Source organism: Nocardioides sp. J54 (assembly GCF_000519005.1).
Classification (GTDB): Bacteria; Actinomycetota; Actinomycetes; order Propionibacteriales; family Nocardioidaceae; genus Nocardioides.
The window spans coordinates 58,733-76,638 of the sequence record NZ_JAER01000016.1 but is presented as its reverse complement, the minus strand read 5'-3'; the positions used below and the strand labels follow the sequence as shown (position 1 = coordinate 76,638).

Below are 17,906 nucleotides of genomic sequence, written 5' to 3'. Positions count from 1 at the left end.
CCTCAGCTGAGGGGGTTCGGGACCAGCAGCTCCACGTTGCGGTCCTCCGGCGCGCCGGACCCGTCGGCGTGGTCGTGCCAGTCGTTGGCGGCGAGCTCGCGGGCCAGGCCGGCCAGCTGCTGGGCGTTGGCGGTCCCGGCGCCCGAGGACGCCGGGCCGGAGTGGTCGACCATCGTGGTGAAGATCGACAGCGTGCCGTCGGCGTTGTCGGCGACCTCGATGATCCGCGCCTGCTGCGGCCAGTCGATGTGCGAGGCGGTCGTGATCTCCCACAGCCCGCCGCCGCCCGGACGGGTCCGGGGCGTGATCTTGTTGCGGTGGGTGTGGCCGTTGATCCACGCGACCACCTGCGGGCGGGCGAGCAGCGCGTCGAGCACCGCGCCTCCCGTGACCCGCGGCTCCAGGTTGCCGCCGGTCGCGATGAGCGGGTTGCCCATCGTGTCGGAGGTGTGGTGGCTGAAGACCATCACGACCTTGTCGGTGGACTGGTCGAGCAGGTTCGTCAGCCACGCGAACTGGGTCTGGTCGAGCGAGCCGTCGGCGTACCCGTTCGGGTTGACGGTGTCCATGGCGACGAACCGGACGTCACCCTTGTCGAAGTGGTAGTACGCCGTGCCCTTCTGCCGGTTCGTGGTCGTGAAGCCGTGGCCGAAGGGCTGCCCACCCATCGCGAAGTGCTGCTCGACGACCTGCTTGCGGGTCAGCAGGCGGCGGTTCAGGTCGGGCTGCACGACGCGGACGACGGTGTTGAGGGCGCCGCCGAGGAGGTTGGTGAGCAGGGCCGCCGGGTTGGTCATCAGGTCGTCGAGCAGCTGGGCCGGGTGCAGGCCGAGCGGCGGCGAGATGATCTTCAGCGAGCCGAGCGCGAGCAGGTTGAGCTGCAGCGTGCTGGTGGGGAAGTTGCCCTGCACCAGGCCGTCGTGGTTGCCGAAGACGGAGTACCACGGGATGTCCAGGCCCTCCGCCGCGAAGGAGCGGCGGGCGGCGTCGAGCAGGCCGGGGACGACCGGGAAGCCGTGCTCGGCGCGGGGGCGGTCGGCCGGCTTGCCCGCGGGGCTGCCGTGCGGGTGCCAGTACCCGAGGTCGTAGGTGGCCGGGTTGCTGTCCGCGACACCCTCCCACTTGTTGGGGTTGCCGGAGTCGACCTTCACCGTGCCGCCGTTGAGGATCCCGATGTTCCAGCGGACCTCGTTGAGCTGGGAGTTGTCGGAGTTGTCGCCGGTCTGGATGGCGAGCGCGAGCGGCTTGCCGGTGACCGGGCCGGTCGCGATCCGGTTGATCGCGCGGACCATCGAGTCGGAGACCTGGCCGGCGAGCATCTCGTGCGCGCGGTACGACGACGTGAACAGCCCGACGCCGGGGAGCGGGCTGGGGTCGTCGAGCCGGTCGGTCCACTCCAGGCGCAGCGGCGACTGCGCGTCGACGATGTGGATGTCGCTGAGCTGGACGAAGGCGATCATGCCCTGCCGGGCGCGGCCGGGCGCCGCCGCGACGCCGAGGCCCGGGCGGACCGTGTGCGCCTCCCCGGTCACGGAGATCACCGGACGGTAGCCGCCCGGACCGGGGGCACCGGTGGCGAAGGTCTGCTGCACGGTCGAGCCCTGCGCGCTCGCCGCCGAGCGCAGCACGCCGGGGAGCGCGGTGGCCGCCGCAGCGAGGCCTCCCGCGGCGATGGTCTTGCGGATCAGGTCACGACGAGAGATCTCCACGGACCAGCAACGACCCTTGCATGACCTGGGTCACGTGTGGTTTCCGGCGAACAGCTCGGCCGCCTCCTCGACGGTGTCGACGAGGTGCACGTGCTCCTCCATCGCCCGGCCGCGGGCCAGCGCCTGCAGCAGCGGCCACGCCGGCAGGGTCTGGGTCCAGTAGGTCTTCCCGACCAGCACCATCGGCGCGACCTCGTCCTCCGGTGCGTAGTAGTTCTCGCACGCGTCCTGGAAGACCTCCTGCACCGTGCCGCCGGCGCCGGGCAGGAACACGATCCCGGCGTCGCAGACCTGCAGCAGGATCGCCTCGCGCAGCGCGTTGCGGAAGTACTTCGCGACGTCGGTGGCGAACAGGTTCGGCGGCTCGTGGCCGTAGTGCCAGGTCGGCACACCGAGGGAGGGGGTCGGCTCGGGGCTGAGCTCCAGCGCGTGCCGCGCCGAGGAGACCCAGCCGTCGATCGACGGCCGGAACGACGGTACGACGGACACCCGGTCGAGCGCCTCGGCGAGTGCCTCCTCGGGCAGGCCGGCCATCCGCCCGCCGAGGTTCGCCGCCTCCATCGCGCCCGGACCCCCACCGGTCGCCACCACGTGCTGCACACCGAGGAGCCGTCCGAGGCGCGCGGCGTCGGCGTACGTGGGCGTCCCGCGGTCGGCGGCGTGCCCGCCCATCACCCCGACGAGCGAGCGCTCGGCGACCCACGCGGCGAGCGCGGTGTCGATCGCCTGGTCGTGCAGCACCTCGGCCAGCGCCTCGGCGGGCCCGCACGAGGAGCGAGCCCAGGCGTAGGCGCGGGCGTCGAAGGTGTCGGCGTAGGCGTCGCGGTCGTAGAGCTCGGCGGTGGAGTAGAGCACCGCCCGGGTGATGTCGACGCCGGACAGGTGGGAGCTGGCCGCCTCGCCGGCGCCGGCCTGCCACTGCCGGTCGACGTCGCTGCGGGCCTCGACGACGAGGCTGCGGCTGCGGGTGCTTCTCACGCCTCGGGACGCTACCGGAGGCGCCGTGACGGGCGCCGGGGTCCGCACGTTGGACCATTCTGGACCGGAATACTTGAGCGGTTCACTACAGTTTCGCGGAAGAGGCGACATGATCGCACCCCTCGACAGGAGCCAACGATGACCTACCGTCCCGAGACCCTGGCGGTCCACGCCGGCCAGGAGCAGCCCGACCCCGCGACCAACTCGCGCGCGGTGCCGATCTACCAGACGACGTCGTACGTCTTCAACGACACCGAGCACGCCGCGAACCTGTTCGCGCTCGCCGAGCCGGGCAACATCTACACCCGCATCATGAACCCGACGCAGTCGGTCTTCGAGGACCGGATGACGCAGCTCGAGGGTGGTGTGGGTGCCCTCGCGACGGCGTCCGGCTCCTCGGCGATCACCTACTCGGTGCTCAACCTGACCTACGCCGGCGACAACATCGTCGCGCTGTCCACCCTCTACGGCGGCACCTACGCGCTGTTCGCGCACACGCTGCCGCAGTACGGCATCGAGGTCCGCTTCGTCGACCCGGAGAAGCCCGAGGAGCTCGCGAAGCACGTCGACGACAAGACCAAGCTGGTCTTCGCCGAGACCATCGGCAACCCGAAGGTCAACGTCGTCGACGTCCGTGCGTGGGCCGACGCCGCGCACGAGCAGGGCCTGCCCCTCATCGTGGACGCGACCGCGACCACGCCGTACCTCGCGCGGGTCTTCGAGCACGGCGCCGACGTCGCGGTGCACGCCGCGACCAAGTACATCGGCGGCCACGGCACCTCCATCGGCGGTGTCATCGTCGACTCGGGCAACTTCGACTGGGCGGCGCACTCGGAGCGGTTCCCGGGCCTCACCCAGCCCGACGGCGCCTACCACGGCGTGGTGTGGACCGAGGCCGTCGGCAACCTCGCCTACATCATCCGTGCCCGCACGGTCCTGCTGCGCAACACCGGCGCCGCGATCGCGCCGCTGAACTCCTTCCTGTTCCTGCAGGGCCTGGAGACGCTGCACCTGCGCATGGAGCGCCACAGCGAGAACGCGCTGGCCGTCGCGAAGTACCTCCAGGGCCACGACGCCGTCGCCTGGGTGTCCTACCCGGGCCTGGACGACAGCCCCTACAAGTCGGTGGCCGACAGCTACTTCACCGGCAAGGGCTACGGCGGCCTGGTCTCCTTCGGCGTGAAGTCCGGTCGCGAGGGCGGCAAGAAGTTCATCGAGTCGCTCGAGCTGTTCAGCCACCTGGTCAACATCGGCGACGCCAAGTCGCTGGCGGTCCACAACGCGACCACCACGCACTCGCAGCTCACGCCCGACGAGCTCGAGGCCGCCGGTGTGTCCGAGGACCTCGTCCGCCTCTCGATCGGCATCGAGAACGTCGAGGACCTCATCGCCGACCTCGAGCAGGCGCTGAACGCCGCGAAGTGAGGCAGCGGTAGGTTCGTCCGCCGTGACGACACTCGGCTACGTCGAGACCCAGCGGGCCGTGCTCACCGAGCACGGCCCGCTGGTGCTGAGCCGGGGAGCGGAGCTGCCCCACGTGGAGGTCGCCTACGAGACCTACGGGACCCTCAACGCCGCGCGCGACAACGCGATCCTCGTCTGCCACGCGCTGACGGGTGACGCGCACGCCGCCGGGCTCCACCTCGGTGCGAAGAGGCGCGGCTGGTGGGACAACCTCATCGGCCCGGGCAAGGCGCTGGACACCGACCGCTTCTTCGTCATCAGCTCCAACCTGCTCGGCGGCTGCTCCGGCACCACCGGACCGCTGTCCATCAACCCCGCCACCGGCCGGATGTGGGGGCCGGACTTCCCGGTCGTGGACATCGCCGACCTCGTGCTGGTGCAGCGGCGCCTGCTCGACCACCTCGGCGTCGAGCGCGTGTACGCCGGCGTGGGCGGCTCGCTCGGCGGCATGCAGGTCCTCGAGCTCGCCCACCAGGAGCCCGAGCGCATCGAGCGCGCGGTCGTGGTCGCGGCCAGCTCGCGACTCACGACGGAGAACATCGCCTTCTCCGCGGTCGCCCGCGCCGCCATCCTCGAGGACCCCGACTACCGCGGCGGGTGGTACGCCGAGCAGGGCGTCAGCCCGCGGCACGGGATGAAGGTCGCGCGGATGATGGCGCACATCACCTACGTGTCGGCGGAGTCGCTCGAGACCAAGTTCGCGCTGCGCCGCGACACGACGGGCGCCGAGCGGCGCCTCTCGGCCGACTTCGAGGTCGAGCACTACCTGCAGCACCAGGGCGAGCGCTTCCTCCAGCGCTTCGACGCGCTGAGCTACCTCTACCTGACCCGGTCGATGGACTACTTCGACCCGTTCGCGGCCTACCCGGACGTCGTACCGTCGGCGCGCTTCCGGCTGCTGTCCTTCGACTCGGACTGGCGCTTCCCGACGCCGCACTCGCTGCGGATGCGCGACGAGCTCGCGGCGCGCGGCGTCGACGTCGAGCACACCGAGCTGTCCTCGCCGTGGGGGCACGACTCGTTCCTGCTCGAGCCGCCCGGCTACCACGACGAGATCAGCGCGTTCCTGGCCTGACGTCGACGCCGCCCGCCCTCAGAAGGCGTGTGCCACCAGCTCCGCGTAGAGCTCCTGGGGGTCGACCTCGAGCCCGCGCCGGGCGAACCACGAGCACACGTTGGTGCAGTCGCGGAGCAGGAAGTCGAATCCCTGTGGGTTGCCGACGAGGTCGACTAGCTGGGGGAGGTCGATGACGACGAGCCGGTCACCCGCCGCGAGCAGGTTGTACGGCGACAGGTCGCCGTGGACGAGACCCGCCCGGGCGAGCGTGGCCATCGCTGCCCGCAGCTGGTCGAAGTAGGAGGCCAGCGTCCCCGGCTCGGGCCGGGCCTGGGCCAGTCGGGGGGCCGTCTCGCCGTCCACGGTGATCCACTCCATGAGGATCTCCGTGCCGTCGACCTGCACGGGGTAGGGGACCGGCAGGCCGAGCTCCCAGCAGCGGACCAGCGCGGCCCACTCGGAGACGGCCCACTCGCCGGCGGCGACCTCGCGGCCGAAGGTGCTCTTGCGGTTGACCGCGCGCTCGTCGCGCGAGCGACGCATCCGGCGGCCCTCGGTGTAGGCGGCCGAGCGGTGGAAGGTGCGGTGCTCGGTCGAGCGGTAGCGCTTCGCCGCCAGCACGACCGACTGCGCCGGATCGTGCGGGTCGGTGCGGTCGACCAGGAAGACGTCGGCCTCCTTGCCGGTCTTGAGGATGCCGAGCTCGGTGTCGACGGCGCCCTGCGAGGTCACCACCCAGTCGGGGCGGGGCTCGGGGCCGCGGCACAGCGGCTCGACGTCGAGCCAGGTCGACCAGCGCTGGCCGGGCTCGAGGTCCTCGTCGTAGGCGGTGAAGTCGAAGGTGAAACGGGGATCGAGGTCAGCCTCGATCGAGGTGGAGAGGTGCTCCTGGGACACGTCGGGTGCTCCTGGGGGTCGAGAGGGATCGGTCTGCGGGCAGGCCGACGACAGTCATGGACATGTCACGCTCCTCTCGACGGGTCCGCGGGCTGCGGACGACGGGACCGATGGTCCCCGCAGCCAGGCGACGCGGCAACCTATTTACCGGCCGCGAGGCCGTAGGGTGACGTCGTGCGCTGGCGGTCGGTCCTCCTGGTCCTGATGATGCTCGTGGTCCCGGGGCTCGCCGGCGCCTCCGCGCAGCCGCTGCCCCGCGAGGCGGTCGCCGGCTCCGTGCGCGGCCCCGACCCCTACTGGCCGCTCGACGGCAACGGCGGCACCGACGCCCTGCACTACGACGTCCGGGTCCGCTACGACTTCGCGAAGCGCGAGCTGCGCGGACGCACCGTCGCGACGATGCGCGCGAAGCGCGACCTCGCCAGCTTCTCGCTCGACCTGCTGCTGCCGGCGTCGCGCGTCCGCGTCGACGGCCGCGCCGCGCGCTTCTCGCGGCCGCGCCCGCACGAGCTGCGGGTCGTCCCGGCCCGCGCGATCCGCGCCGGCACGGTGTTCGAGGTCGACGTGACCTACCGCGGCCGCCCCGGCGCCCACCGCTACGCCGGCGAGCGCAGCTGGCTGGCCAACGCCGGTGAGGTCGTCACGATGAACCAGCCGCACATGGCGCCGTGGTGGTTCCCGTCCAACGACCACCCCTCCGACAAGGCGCGCTTCGACATCCGGGTGAACGTGCCGCGCGGCAAGACCGTGGTGAGCAACGGCACCCGCCTGAAGCGGGTCGTGCACGGCAAGCGGGCCACGACGCACTGGCGGATGAGCGACCCGATGGCGACCTACCTCGCCTACTTCGCTGCCGGCAGCTTCGTCACCGAGCGCGGTCGCACGGCCCAGGGGATCCCCTACTTCTACGCCGTCTCCCGCCAGCTCCCCAGCGGCACCCGCGCCCGCGCGCTGCGCCAGCTGCGCCGCACCGGCCCGGTCACCGACTGGTTGCAGAAGTGGCTCGGCGACTACCCGTTCACCTCCACGGGCGGGCTGGTGACCGCCATCGACGTCGACTTCGCGCTGGAGAACCAGACCCGGCCGACGTACGGCGCCTGGATCTACCCCGGCGTGGTCGTGCACGAGGTGGCGCACCAGTGGTTCGGCGACAGCGTGTCGCTGCGCCGGTGGCGCGACATGTGGCTCAACGAGGGCTTCGCGACCTTCGCCGAGTACGCCTGGGAGGCAGCGCACGGCGGGCTGTCCGTGGTGGACCAGCTGCGCGACACCTACGCTGGCCTGTGCGGGTTCCGCCGCGACCGGTTCTGGAGGCTGGACCTGGGCGACCCGGGCAAGGACCGGATCTTCGACCAGGCCGTCTACCAGCGCGGTGCGCTCACGCTGGCCGCGCTGCAGAACAGGATCGGCGCCACGACCATGCGCACCCTGCTGCGGCGCTGGGTCGCCGACCACCACGACGGCAACGCCACGTCCGCGCAGTTCGAGGCGCTGGCCGAGACCGTGAGCGGGCAGGACCTCGACGGGTTCTTCGACGCCTGGCTGCGCGCCGGCACGGTGCCGGCGCCGACGGCGGCCAACGGCCTCGCCCCGGGCTGGTGCGGCTGAGCCCAGCGCGCCTCCCGCGCGACGGGTGGGACCTTTGGTACCAATGTGACGAGCTGTGCCCCCAGCGACCCAGACCAGGATGGAGACGCCCGCCGATGGACGCCAAGAAGCTGATCGCCCTCGTGGTGGTCGTGTTCCTCGGGTTCTGGATGTTCACCGACCCCTCCGGTCTGGCCGAGACGTCCAAGAGCGCCGCGAGCAACGGGTGGGACCTGACCACGAAGGCGTTCGACGGGGTCATCGACTTCGTCGGCGCCATGGGCTGACGCCCGGGGAGCCGGGGCGCCCATGAGCTTCGTCGCAGGGGTCGTCCTGCGGCTCGGCGACCCGAGGATCGGCAAGCACCTGCTGCGCGACGAGGGTGAGGTCGTCGTCGACGAGGTGACCCACCACTGGTTCGCCTACCTGCGTCCTGCCGCCGAGGCCGCGCTCGCGATGGTGCTGCTGGTCGGCAGCTGGTTCGTCGCCGTCGAGGTCGCCTGGTTCCTCATCGTCCTCGCCGTCGGCCTGCTCGGGCACGCCGCCTGGGGTGGGCTGGCCGTGCTCCGCGACCGCTTCGTGATCACCAACATGCGGGTCTTCCGGGTGCACGGCGTGCTCTCGCAGAGCCTGGCCACCATGCCGCTGAGCCGGATCCTCGACATCTCGGTGAAGAAGCCGCTGCACGGCCGGCTGCTCGGCTTCGGGCACTTCTGCTTCGAGTCCGCCGCCCAGGAGCAGGGGCTGCGCGACATCCGGTACGTCGGACGCCCCGACGAGCGCGACCTCGCCATCCAGCGGGTCGTCCAGCGCTCGGGCCTGCGCGGGCCGCGCGTCCCCAACTGACGCCGGTTCCGTAGGATTTGCTGCCATGACGCAGCAGCCGTTCTCCCGACCCGGAGCCATCGACCTCTCGGCGCTGAAGCGGCCCGCCGCCCAGGCCCCCGGCGCGGCACCGGCCGGCGGTGCGCCCGGCGCCCCCGCAGGCGGGCCTGCGAGCGGCGCCGGCAGCAGCTCGGCGTACTCCGTGGCGGTCGACGAGGCCAACTTCCAGAGCGTGCTCGAGGCGTCGATGACGGCGCCGGTCGTGCTCGTCTTCCACTCGCCGTCGCAGTCGCCAGAGAGCGCCCAGCTCGCCCGCGACGTCGCCACCGTGGCCGACGAGTACGACGGCCGGTTCCTCGCCGCGACCATCGACGTCGACGCCGTCCCGCAGATCGCGCAGGCGATGCAGATCCCGCAGGTGCCGCTGATGCTCGTCATCCTCGACGGCCGGCCGGCGACCCAGCCGATCCCCGGCGCGGCGCCGATCGACGACATCCGCGCGCTGTTCAACCAGCTCGCCCAGCAGCTCACCGCGCAGGGCATCGCCGGGCGGCACCAGCCCAACGCCTTCGGCGCCGCACCGAGCGGCGAGGAGGGCGAGGAGCCCCAGGTCGACCCGCGCTACGCGCCGGCGCAGGACGCGCTGGCCGCCGGCGACATCGACACCGCGGTCGCGGAGTACCAGAAGCTCGTCGACGCCAACCCGGCCGACCAGGAGGCCGCGGCCGGCCTGGCGATGGCGAAGGTGCTGCAGCGCACCCAGGGCGTCGACCTCAACGCAGCCCGGGCCGCGGCGGCGGCGAACCCCGACGACGTCGACGCGCAGACCCTGGTTGCCGACCTCGACATGCTCGGCGGCCACGTCGAGGACGCGTTCGCGCGCCTCGTCGAGCTGGTCCGCCGCACGTCCGGCAAGGAGCGGGACAAGGCCCGCGAGCACCTCGTCGGGCTCTTCGGCGCGGTCGGCAACGACGACCCGCGGGTGCTCAAGGGTCGCCAGGCCCTCGCCTCGGCCCTGTTCTGATGCCGGCCCAGCGCGGGCTCGGGGTCCGCGACGGTGCGGGCTTCCTGCTGCAGGGCATGCGGCTGTGGCGCGAGCGGCCGGGGTTGATGCTGCTGGGCATCGTGCCCGCACTGATCGTGGGTGCCCTGGTGCTGACGGTCCTCGTCCTGCTCGTCATGTACGCCGACGACCTCATCGACTGGGCCACGCCGTTCGCCGACGACTGGGCCGGCGCGGTCCGCACGACCTTCCGGGCGCTGCTCTTCGTGCTCGTCCTCGCCGGGGCCGGGATGCTCGCGATCGTCACCTTCACCGGCCTGACCCTCGCGGTGGGCGACCCCTTCTACGAGAAGATCTGGAAGGAGGTCGAGGTCTCCCTCGGCGGTGACGTCCCCGACCAGGGCGTCGGCTGGTTGCGCGGCATCGTCGACGGGCTCCAGCTCGTGCTGCTCGGCGTCGTGACCGCGGTCCTCGTCTTCGTGATCGGCCTCCTGCCGCTGGTGGGCGCCTTCGTCGGCTTCGCGGTGGGCCTCGTGCTGGCCGGCCGGCTGCTCGCCAACGAGCTGGTGTCCCGCCCGCTCGAGGCGCGCGGGATGGACCGCGCCGAGCGGGCCGCACTGCTCAAGGCGCACCGCGGCGCGGTGACCGGCTTCGGGGTCTGCGTGCAGGCCTGCTTCCTGGTTCCGCTCGGCGGGATCGCGGTGATGCCCGGCGCGGTGGCCGGCGCGACCTACTTCGCCCGCGAGGTGCTCGACCGGCTCCCGGCCGGCGACTCGGTCGTCGGGCCTGCCGGCCCCGTGGGGTCTGTCGGATCCGACTGAGCCGGGTTGAGCCCGGCGAGGGCCGCCAGCACCGCCTGCACGGCGGGGGAGTCGGCCATCGTGCGCCGGTGCAGGGCGTCGACGAGGCGCACCGGCTCGGGGTCGAGCACGCGGACCGCGACCAGGTCCTCGCCCAGCGGCGCCCGGCCCATCCGCGGGACCAGCGCGACGCCGAGGCCGGCCCGCACCAGCGCGAGGTGGGACTCGAACTCCGCGGAGACGTGGGCCACCCGCGGCGGGCGCCCGGTGCCGTCGTACATCCGGGAGAGCCACTGGCGGCAGATCGTGCCCTCGGGCGTGGCGATCCAGCCGACGTCCAGCAGGTCGTGGGGCGTCACCGACGCACGCGCGGCGAGCGGGTCGTCGCGGTGCACGACGAGGTCGGCGACGTCGGTGGCGACCGGGGTGCTGACCACGTGGTCCGGCACCGACAGGGGCACCCCGCCCCAGCGGTGCACGATGCCGAGCTCGGCCTGGCCCGACGCCACCAGGTCGACGGCCTCCCACGGCTCGCGCTCGACGAGGGTGAGCGCGAGGTCGGGGTGGGCGTCGCGCAGCGACCGGACGACGGGCGCGACGAGCCCGCGCATCGCGGTGGAGAACGCCGCGAGCCGGACCCGGCCCGCCACGACGCCGGCCCGCTGCTGCAGGCCGGCCTCGAGCTGCTCGAGGTCGGCGAGCACCCGCTCGCCGGCGTCGACCAGGTGCTGGGCGTGGCTGGTGAGCATCACCCCGCGGCCGACCCGCTCCAGCAGCGGGACCCCGGTCTGCCGCTCGAGGCGCTTGACCTGCTGCGAGATCGCGCTCGGGGTGAAGCCGGTGGCGGCGGCCGCGGCGACGACGGAGCCGTGGGTCGCGACGGCACGCAGGCCGGCGAGGGCGTCGAGGTCGATCATGCAGCAACGCTACACGGAATCACGCACAACTGTTTGCTGGTGCTTCACGGTCGTGGCGACGATGCTGGAGCACGTGAGTCACAAGGACCAGGCGCTCGCCGCCCTCGTCGCGGTCGTCTGGGGCTTCAACTTCGTCGTGATCGACTGGGGGATGGGCGAGGTCCCGCCACTGCTCTTCCTCGCCGCCCGCTTCCTCGCGGTGGTCCTCCCGGCGGTCTTCCTGCTGCCGCCCCCGCCGGTGCCGTGGCGCACGGTGGCCGCGGTCGGCGTCTTCATGTCACTGGGCCAGTTCGCGTTCCTCTACGTCGCCATGGACGCCGGCATGCCGCCCGGGCTCGCCGGGCTCGTGCTCCAGGCCCAGGTCGTGCTGACCATCGCGATCGCCGCGGTGGCGCTGCGCGAGCGCCCGACCCGCCCGCAGGTCGCGGGGGTGCTGCTCGGGGTGGTCGGCCTGGTCGTGGTCGGCCTCGGGCGGGGCGGGAACGTGCCGGCCATCGCCTTGCTGCTGTGCCTGGCCGCGGCCCTGATGTGGGCGATCGGCAACGTCGTCTCGCGCGCCTCCGGGGCGACCGGTGGGCTGTCGCTCACGGTGTGGTCCGCGCTCGTGGTGCCGGTGCCGCTGGTGGTGCTCTCCCTCGTCCTCAATGGTCCCGCGGCGGTTGCGGACGGCATCGCCGCGTTCGGGTGGCGCGCGGCGCTGTCCACGCTCTACACGGCCGGGCTGGCCTCGCTCGTCGGCTACGGCCTGTTCAACGGGCTGCTGTCGCGCAACCCGTCCTCGGCGGTCGTGCCGTGGATCCTGCTCGTGCCGCCGGTCGCGATCGGCTCGGCGTGGCTGCTCCTCGACGAGGTCCCGGCGCGCGGCGAGCTCGCCGGCGGCGCGATCCTCGTGCTCGGGGTGCTCGTCGCGCAGGCACGCCGCCGGGGCAGGGTCAGCGACCCGACTCGGTGTACGCCGGACCCGTCCCCGCCAGGCTCGCCAGCGCCGCTCGCACCCGCCGGGCGGTGAAGTCGGCGGCCCGCTCCTCGACCTCGTCGAGGGTGAGGAACGCGGCGGTCGTGATCTCGCGGGCTTGTGGGACCACCTGGTCGGCGATCGCGGCCGGGTGGACCCCGCCGTCGAAGACGAGGCAGATCGCGTCGTCCCACCCGCCCCACGGCGGCAACCAGTCGGTGAGCACCAGCTCGCCCGCCGCGATGTCGAGGGAGAGCTCCTCCTCGACCTCGCGGGAGACGCCCAGGCGCGGCGACTCGCCGACCTCGATCACGCCGCCGGGCAGGTCCCAGTCGGTCTTGTAGGTCAGGTTGCACATCAGCACCCGCGGACCGTCCGGCGCGGCGGTGTCGTCGCGGACCAGCATCTGCGCGATCCCGCGCTTGCGCGGCAGGAAGGAGTTCAGCAGGCTGCGGAAGCCGCCGGGCTCGTGCACCGGCAGGTCGTCGACCAGCCGGGCGTAGACGACGACGTCACCGGTGCGGCCGCGCTGCACGCCCTCGCGGCGCAACCCGGACCAGGTCGCGATGCGCTGTGCCTCGGCGTCGTCGACCGCGACCTTGACCTCGACCCGCTCGTGGTCGGTCAGGGCGGCAGCCACCTGTCGTCGTACGACGTCGACGGCGGCCTGCCAGCCGCGGTCGGTCAGGTCCGAGGTCCAGGTCAGCCGGGCGGTGCCGTCGTCGACGGTCGCGTGGCTGATCTGAGGCTGGTCCGACACAGCCCGAACCCTAGTGGATCGGTGGCAATTCGGGGCGGGGTGCCACGAGCCACAGCGTGGCGAGGGGCGGGAGGACGAGGTTGGCGTACGCGGGGCTGCCGCCGGGTGCGCCGGCCTCCATCGGGGCGGCCGGCTCGGCGTGCACCACGCCGAGGTTGCCGACCCCGCTGCCGCCGTAGGCCTCCGCGTCGGTGTTCAGCGCCTCGGTCCACGTGCCGGCGACCGGGAGGCCGAGGCGGTAGTCGTGGGGGACCGCGGCGAAGTTGGTGACGCTGACCAGGTCGGGCACGCCCTCCTCGCCGGAGCGGCGCACGAACGAGAGGACGTTGTGACCGGCGTCCTGGCCGTCGATCCAGGCGAAGCCGGCCGGGTCGTTGTCGAGGCGCCACAGCGCGGGCTGCTCGCGGTAGCGGGCGTTGAGGTCGCGGACGAAGTCGAGGACGCCGCGGTGCTCGGGCTTCTGGAGCAGCCACCAGTCGAGCTCGCGCGCCTCGGCCCACTCCGACTCCTGGGCGAACTCGCTGCCCATCATCAGCAGCTGCTTGCCGGGGTGGGACCACATGTAGGCGAGGTAGGCGCGCAGCGTCGCCAGCTGCTGCCAGCGGTCGCCGGGCATCTTGCGCACCAGCGAGCCCTTGCCGTGCACGACCTCGTCGTGGCTGATCGGGAGCACGTAGTTCTCGGAGAACGCGTAGACGAGCGAGAAGGTCATCTCGCCGTGGTGGTAGGCGCGGTGGATCGGGTCGTGCTTGAGGTAGCCGAGGCTGTCGTGCATCCAGCCCATGTTCCACTTGAAGCCGAAGCCGAGCCCGCCGCCCGACGTCGCGCCGGTGACGCCGGGCCACGCAGTGGACTCCTCGGCGATGGTGACGATGCCGGGCACCCGCTTGTAGGCGGTGGCGTTGAGCTCCTGCAGGAACTGCACGGCCTCGAGGTGCTCGTGGCCGCCGTACTTGTTGGGCTGCCACTCGCCGTGGTTGCGGCCGTAGTCGAGGTAGAGCATCGACGCCACGCCGTCGACGCGCAGGCCGTCGACGTGGAACTCCTCGAGCCAGTAGAGCGCGTTGGCGAACAGGAAGTTGCGGACCTCGGGGCGGCCGAAGTCGAAGATGTAGGAACCCCACTCCGGGTGCCAGCCGCGCTGCGGGTCGGGGTGCTCGTAGAGGGCGGTGCCGTCGAAGCGGGCCAGCGCCCACTCGTCGGTCGCGAAGTGGCCGGGCACCCAGTCGAGGATGACGCCGATGCCGGCGGCGTGCAGCGCGTCGACGAGGCGCCGGAAGCCGTCGGGGTCGCCGAAGCGGGCGTCGGGAGCGAAGTACGACGTCACGTGGTAGCCCCACGACCCGCCGAACGGGTGCTGCATCACGGGCATCAGCTCGACGTGGGTGAAGCCGAGGTCGGCGAGGTAGCCGGGCAGGCCGTGCTCGGGGTCCGCCAGCTCGTCGTAGGTCCAGAAGGAGCCGTCGGGGTGCCGCTTCCACGACCCCAGGTGCAGCTCGTAGGTCGCCATCGGCTCGTTGACCGGCTGCCGCTGGGCGCGCTGGGCGAGCCACTCGTCGTCGGCCCACACGTGGGTGCTGGAGAAGACCCGCGATGCGGTGGCCGGCGGCACCTCGGCGTGGAACGCCATCGGGTCGGCCTTGTGCCGCCACACGCCGTCGGCGCCCTCGACGACGAACTTGTACGTCGCGCCCGACCCCACGCCGGGGACGAACGTCTCCCACAGCCCGCTGCCGATCGCGACCATCCGGTGGGCGCCGCCGTCCCAGCCGTTGAAGTCGCCGATGACGCTGACGTTGCGGGCGTTGGGGGCCCACACGACGAAGCTCGTGCCGGGCTCGGGCTCCTCGCGCACATGAGCGCCGAGGGCTTGCCAGAGCAGCTCGTGGCGGCCTTCCGCGACGAGGTGCAGGTCGATCTCTCCGAGGGTCGAGTGCACGGGCTGCGGCATCCTCTCGAGTCTAACGAGGTCGGGCGGGGTGGGGCAGTGGTCGAGGTACCCGGGACCCGCCGCGGCACCCGTCCGCGTGGTGCATCACTGTGGTGACCTATTGACTTTCGATAGATCATGGACGACAGTCGATGTGTTCTTCCCGTGTCACGATAGAAGGAGCTGCTCGTGGGAAAGCGCGCAGTGATCGCCCTCAAGGTCGTCCTGGCCTGCGCCCTGCTCGGGTCCGTGTTCGTGCAGGGGGTGATGATGCCGCTGCTGTGGGTCGACCTCGACGGAGCGCCACCGGTCGCCCGCGCCTCGGTCATCACGATCATCGTGCTCGGCATCGGCTGCCTGCAGGTCGTCGCGGTGTGCCTGTGGCGGCTCTCGACGATGGTGCGCCGCGGCACCGTCTTCTCCCACGCGGCCTTCCGGTACGTCGACGTGGTCACCGGCGCCACCGCCGTCGGGGCGGTGCTCACCTTCGCGCTGGCCGTCGTGCTCGCACCCGGGGAGGCGGTCGCGCCCGGCATCGTCGGGCTCGTCTGCGGCATCGCGCTCGTCGTCGCCGGGATCGCACTGCTCGTCCACGTGCTGCGCCTCCTCCTCGCCCAGGCGGTCGCGCTCGACAGCCGGGCCCGCGACCTGCAGTCCGAGCTGGACGAGGTCATCTGATGGCGATCGTCGTGCGCATCGACGTCGAGCTCGCCCGCCGCAAGATGAGCGTGGGGGAGTTCGCCGAGAAGGTCGGGCTCACCCCGGCCAACGTCGCCGTCCTCAAGAACGGCCGTGCCAAGGCCGTCCGCTTCAGCACCCTCGAGGCGATGTGCCGGGTGCTCGGGTGCCAGCCCGGCGACCTGCTGGAGTACGTCGACGACTGAGGTGATCTGATAGCCCGAGTGACGACTCCCACCGCCGACCGCCCGGGGTGGCGGCTCCTGGTCCTCGTGCCCGCCGTGCTGGCGTGCCTGTCGATGATCGGCCCGTTCAGCATCGACACCCCGTTCCCGGCGTTCGCCGAGATGGAGGACGCGCTCGACACCAGCGCCGCGCAGCTGCAGCTGGTGGTCACCGTCTACCTCGCCTCCTTCGCGGTGATGAGCGTCCTGCACGGGCCGATCTCCGACGCCGTCGGGCGACGACCGGTCATGGTGGTGTCGCTGACGGTCTACGTCGCCGCGTCCGTCGCCTGCGCCTTCGCCCCCAGCCTCGCCTGGCTCCTCGTCGGGCGCGCCGTCCAGGGCCTCAGCGCCGGCGGCGCCACGATCGTGAGCCGCACCGTGATCCGCGACCTCTTCACCGGCGCCACCGCGCAGCGGCTGATGAGCCGGGTCGCCGTCATCTTCGGCATCGCGCCCGCGATCGGCCCGATCGTCGGCGGCCTCGTCCTCCAGCTCGGTGAGTGGCCGCTGGTGTTCGTCTTCCAGGCCGCGCTGGGCGTCGCGCTGGTCCTCGCCGTCGTGGTGCTCCTGCCGGAGACGCACCCGCGCGAGCGTCGTACCTCCCTGCGGGTGGGGGCCGTCGTCGGCGGCCTGGCCGCGGTCGCCCGTCGGCCTGCTTTCCACCGGCTCGCGTGGTCGACCGCCCTGATCTTCGGCGCGCAGTTCCTCTACATCGGCGGGGCCGCGATCTTCGTCGTCGACGTGCTCGGCCAGGGGGAGCTCGACTTCTGGAAGCTCTTCGTCCCGATGATCGGCTGCATGATGGTCGGCTCGTGGATCTGCGGCCGCGCCGCCGGCCGGATCACCGCCCGCCGGCTCACCTCCATCGGGTGCACCACCGCCTTCGTCGGTGGCGTCGTCGGCGTCCTCGTCGCCGCCTCGCCCGGCGCCGACGAGCTGCCGTGGGCCGTGGTCGGCGTCAGCCTGATCGCCCTCGGCAACGGCATCACCTACCCGACCATGCAGCTGCTCCTGCTCGACCTGTTCCCCGAGCGGCTCGGCGCCGTGGTGTCGATGTCGTCCTTCCTCGCGCTCGTCCTCAACGCCACCACCGCCGTCGCCGTGACCCCGCACCTCGAGGGCTCCGCCCTCGGCTTCGCCACCGCCGCGCTCATCGGCGTCGCCGCCGGCCAGCTCTGCTGGGCCTGGCACTGCGCCATCGAGGACCGCGACGTCGCCGTCGTCGACTCCGGCGCGGACCGCGAGCCGGTGGAGCTGCTGTGAGGCCCGCCCCCTGGTGCTGTGCCGACGCCCCTGCGCCGCGCTGCCGCGCGCGCGGTTGCCTTGCGTAGGTCCAGCCCTCGTCTGGCGGCAAGCCTTCCCCCGGTGGTTGAGGTGCGTCGAGCGCTAGCGAGAGCCTCGCGGTGCTGGTGGCGCGAGCGCGTCGCCTGTCGAGGGCTGCGCGCGGGCGCTCGCAGGCTCGGCCCGCACTTGCTCTCGACGCGCCTTCGGCGCGGGCGCCGCGCTGCCGCGCGCGGTTGCCTTGCGTAAGTCCAGCCCTCGCCTGGCGGCAAGCCTTCCCCCGGTGGTTGAGGTGCGACGAGCGCTAGCGAGGAGCCTCGAAACCTCCGGGCCTGCGTGGCGGGCTGTGGTGGGCACAGTACGGCGGGCGCCCGGGTGACTCTCGCTGGTGGCCGGTCTCGGCGGCCGCGCACCGTAGCCGTCCGTCCCCCGCCGTCAAGGAGCTCGCTCCGCTCGCCCGCTGCGCGGCGCCTTCGGCGTCCTTGACTGCGGGTCCCTGACGGACGGCTGGCGGCGCGCNTGTCGGCACGGACTTCGTCCGCGCCGCGCTGCGCGGCCGCCGATTGGTCACGAACGGCAGGAAATCGGCCTCGGATCGTGCAGTTTCTGCCCAATCGGCGCTGGTTTCCCGGTGGTTGAGGTGCGACGAGCGCTAGCGAGGAGCCTCGCGGTGCTGATGGCGCGAGCGCGTCGCCTGTCGTGGGCTGCGTGCGGGCGCTCGCAGGCTCGGCCCGCACTTGCCCTCGACGCGCCTCCGGCGCGGGCGCCGCGCTGCCGCGCACGCGGCTGCCCCCCGGGGGTCGGCGCACTGGGCCTGGCGGCAAGCCTTCTCCCGGTG

At 72.5% G+C, this 17,906-nt stretch carries 17 protein-coding genes; 11 read left to right on the top strand and 6 right to left on the bottom strand.

The annotated features are described in order from the left end of the window. Positions 1-2 precede the first annotated feature (2 nt). On the bottom strand, positions 3-1,709 hold the full coding sequence (locus NOCJ54_RS0112825; protein WP_028655815.1) for a TIGR03767 family metallophosphoesterase: 1,707 nt from the start codon (positions 1,707-1,709) through the stop codon (positions 3-5). Positions 1,710-1,739: 30 nt separating this feature from the next. Continuing rightward, positions 1,740-2,687 (bottom strand): LOG family protein, encoded by a 948-nt coding sequence (locus NOCJ54_RS25625; RefSeq protein WP_036517824.1) that lies wholly within the window; start codon positions 2,685-2,687, stop codon positions 1,740-1,742. A gap of 138 nt (positions 2,688-2,825) precedes the next feature. Here NOCJ54_RS25625 and NOCJ54_RS0112815 point away from each other — a divergent pair, with 138 nt between their 5' ends. Both NOCJ54_RS0112815 and metX read left to right on the top strand, forming a co-directional pair. Beyond that, entirely contained in the window at positions 2,826-4,112 is a 1,287-nt protein-coding gene (locus NOCJ54_RS0112815) for an O-acetylhomoserine aminocarboxypropyltransferase/cysteine synthase family protein (RefSeq protein ID WP_028655814.1), read from the top strand. A 22-nt stretch (positions 4,113-4,134) separates the two neighbouring features. Next, a complete protein-coding gene (metX, locus tag NOCJ54_RS0112810) occupies positions 4,135-5,226 on the top strand; it encodes a homoserine O-acetyltransferase MetX (RefSeq protein ID WP_028655813.1) in 1,092 nt (363 codons plus the stop codon). Positions 5,227-5,244: 18 nt separating this feature from the next. On the opposite strand, the gene NOCJ54_RS0112805 is transcribed toward metX, so the two are convergent. Next, complete coding sequence (locus tag NOCJ54_RS0112805; protein ID WP_028655812.1) at positions 5,245-6,105, bottom strand: serine protein kinase RIO; 861 nt, start codon at positions 6,103-6,105, stop codon at positions 5,245-5,247. A 174-nt stretch (positions 6,106-6,279) separates the two neighbouring features. On the opposite strand from NOCJ54_RS0112805, the gene NOCJ54_RS25620 reads away from it, so the two are divergent. The 5 genes from NOCJ54_RS25620 to NOCJ54_RS0112780 all read left to right on the top strand — a co-directional run bounded on the left by NOCJ54_RS25620 (position 6,280) and on the right by NOCJ54_RS0112780 (position 10,341). Continuing rightward, on the top strand, positions 6,280-7,713 hold the full coding sequence (locus NOCJ54_RS25620) for a M1 family metallopeptidase (RefSeq protein WP_051485804.1): 1,434 nt from the start codon (positions 6,280-6,282) through the stop codon (positions 7,711-7,713). 95 nt (positions 7,714-7,808) lie between these two features. After that, complete coding sequence (locus NOCJ54_RS29475; protein WP_157514891.1) at positions 7,809-7,979, top strand: hypothetical protein; 171 nt, start codon at positions 7,809-7,811, stop codon at positions 7,977-7,979. A gap of 22 nt (positions 7,980-8,001) precedes the next feature. Beyond that, positions 8,002-8,538: a PH domain-containing protein gene (locus NOCJ54_RS0112790; RefSeq protein WP_036517821.1), complete on the top strand. Its 537-nt coding sequence runs from the start codon at positions 8,002-8,004 to the stop codon at positions 8,536-8,538. 25 nt (positions 8,539-8,563) lie between these two features. Further along, entirely contained in the window at positions 8,564-9,541 is a 978-nt protein-coding gene (locus NOCJ54_RS0112785) for a co-chaperone YbbN (RefSeq protein WP_028655810.1), read from the top strand. Then, entirely contained in the window at positions 9,541-10,341 is an 801-nt protein-coding gene (locus tag NOCJ54_RS0112780; RefSeq protein ID WP_028655809.1) for an EI24 domain-containing protein, read from the top strand. The genes NOCJ54_RS0112785 and NOCJ54_RS0112780 overlap by 1 nt, the downstream gene beginning before the upstream one ends. Here the strand turns inward: NOCJ54_RS0112780 and NOCJ54_RS25615 are convergent. Next, a complete protein-coding gene (locus NOCJ54_RS25615; protein WP_084255155.1) occupies positions 10,251-11,237 on the bottom strand; it encodes a LysR family transcriptional regulator in 987 nt (328 codons plus the stop codon). The two genes, NOCJ54_RS0112780 and NOCJ54_RS25615, sit on opposite strands and share 91 nt — an antisense overlap. 73 nt (positions 11,238-11,310) lie before the next feature. On the opposite strand from NOCJ54_RS25615, the gene NOCJ54_RS25610 reads away from it, so the two are divergent. Then, positions 11,311-12,246, top strand: coding sequence for an EamA family transporter (locus NOCJ54_RS25610; RefSeq protein WP_186449852.1), 936 nt, complete (start codon positions 11,311-11,313; stop codon positions 12,244-12,246). Here the strand turns inward: NOCJ54_RS25610 and NOCJ54_RS29920 are convergent. Further along, a complete protein-coding gene (locus NOCJ54_RS29920) occupies positions 12,170-12,952 on the bottom strand; it encodes an NUDIX domain-containing protein (protein ID WP_028655808.1) in 783 nt (260 codons plus the stop codon). The genes NOCJ54_RS25610 and NOCJ54_RS29920 overlap by 77 nt on opposite strands. Before the next feature lie 10 nt (positions 12,953-12,962). Next, positions 12,963-14,903 (bottom strand): 1,4-alpha-glucan branching protein GlgB, encoded by a 1,941-nt coding sequence (gene glgB, locus NOCJ54_RS25605; protein ID WP_084255153.1) that lies wholly within the window; start codon positions 14,901-14,903, stop codon positions 12,963-12,965. Between the two features lie 168 nt (positions 14,904-15,071). On the opposite strand from glgB, the gene NOCJ54_RS0112755 reads away from it, so the two are divergent. From NOCJ54_RS0112755 to NOCJ54_RS25600, 3 genes are read left to right on the top strand one after another with little or no spacing between them, the layout of a single operon-like run. Then, positions 15,072-15,560, top strand: a complete 489-nt coding sequence (locus tag NOCJ54_RS0112755) for a DUF2975 domain-containing protein (protein ID WP_028655807.1) — start codon at positions 15,072-15,074, stop codon at positions 15,558-15,560. Next, the gene (locus tag NOCJ54_RS0112750; protein ID WP_028655806.1) at positions 15,560-15,766 is read left to right on the top strand and encodes a helix-turn-helix domain-containing protein; all 207 of its coding nucleotides are present in this window, start codon (positions 15,560-15,562) and stop codon (positions 15,764-15,766) included. Before NOCJ54_RS0112755 ends, NOCJ54_RS0112750 begins: the two co-directional genes overlap by 1 nt. Before the next feature lie 18 nt (positions 15,767-15,784). Next, positions 15,785-17,050, top strand: coding sequence for a multidrug effflux MFS transporter (locus tag NOCJ54_RS25600; RefSeq protein ID WP_157514890.1), 1,266 nt, complete (start codon positions 15,785-15,787; stop codon positions 17,048-17,050). Positions 17,051-17,906: the final 856 nt, after the last annotated feature.

Excerpts from the sequence above, each read along its gene's own strand:
- NOCJ54_RS0112780 (WP_028655809.1), top strand. The coding sequence starts at position 9,541 with ATGCCGGCCCAGCGCGGGCTCGGGGTCCGCGACGGTGCGGGCTTCCTG.
- NOCJ54_RS0112790 (WP_036517821.1), top strand. The coding sequence starts at position 8,002 with ATGAGCTTCGTCGCAGGGGTCGTCCTGCGGCTCGGCGACCCGAGGATC.
- NOCJ54_RS0112785 (WP_028655810.1), top strand. The coding sequence starts at position 8,564 with ATGACGCAGCAGCCGTTCTCCCGACCCGGAGCCATCGACCTCTCGGCG.
- NOCJ54_RS0112815 (WP_028655814.1), top strand. The coding sequence starts at position 2,826 with ATGACCTACCGTCCCGAGACCCTGGCGGTCCACGCCGGCCAGGAGCAG.
- NOCJ54_RS29475 (WP_157514891.1), top strand. The coding sequence starts at position 7,809 with ATGGACGCCAAGAAGCTGATCGCCCTCGTGGTGGTCGTGTTCCTCGGG.
- glgB (WP_084255153.1), bottom strand. The coding sequence starts at position 14,903 with ATGCCGCAGCCCGTGCACTCGACCCTCGGAGAGATCGACCTGCACCTC.
- NOCJ54_RS0112750 (WP_028655806.1), top strand. The coding sequence starts at position 15,560 with ATGGCGATCGTCGTGCGCATCGACGTCGAGCTCGCCCGCCGCAAGATG.
- NOCJ54_RS25615 (WP_084255155.1), bottom strand. The coding sequence starts at position 11,237 with ATGATCGACCTCGACGCCCTCGCCGGCCTGCGTGCCGTCGCGACCCAC.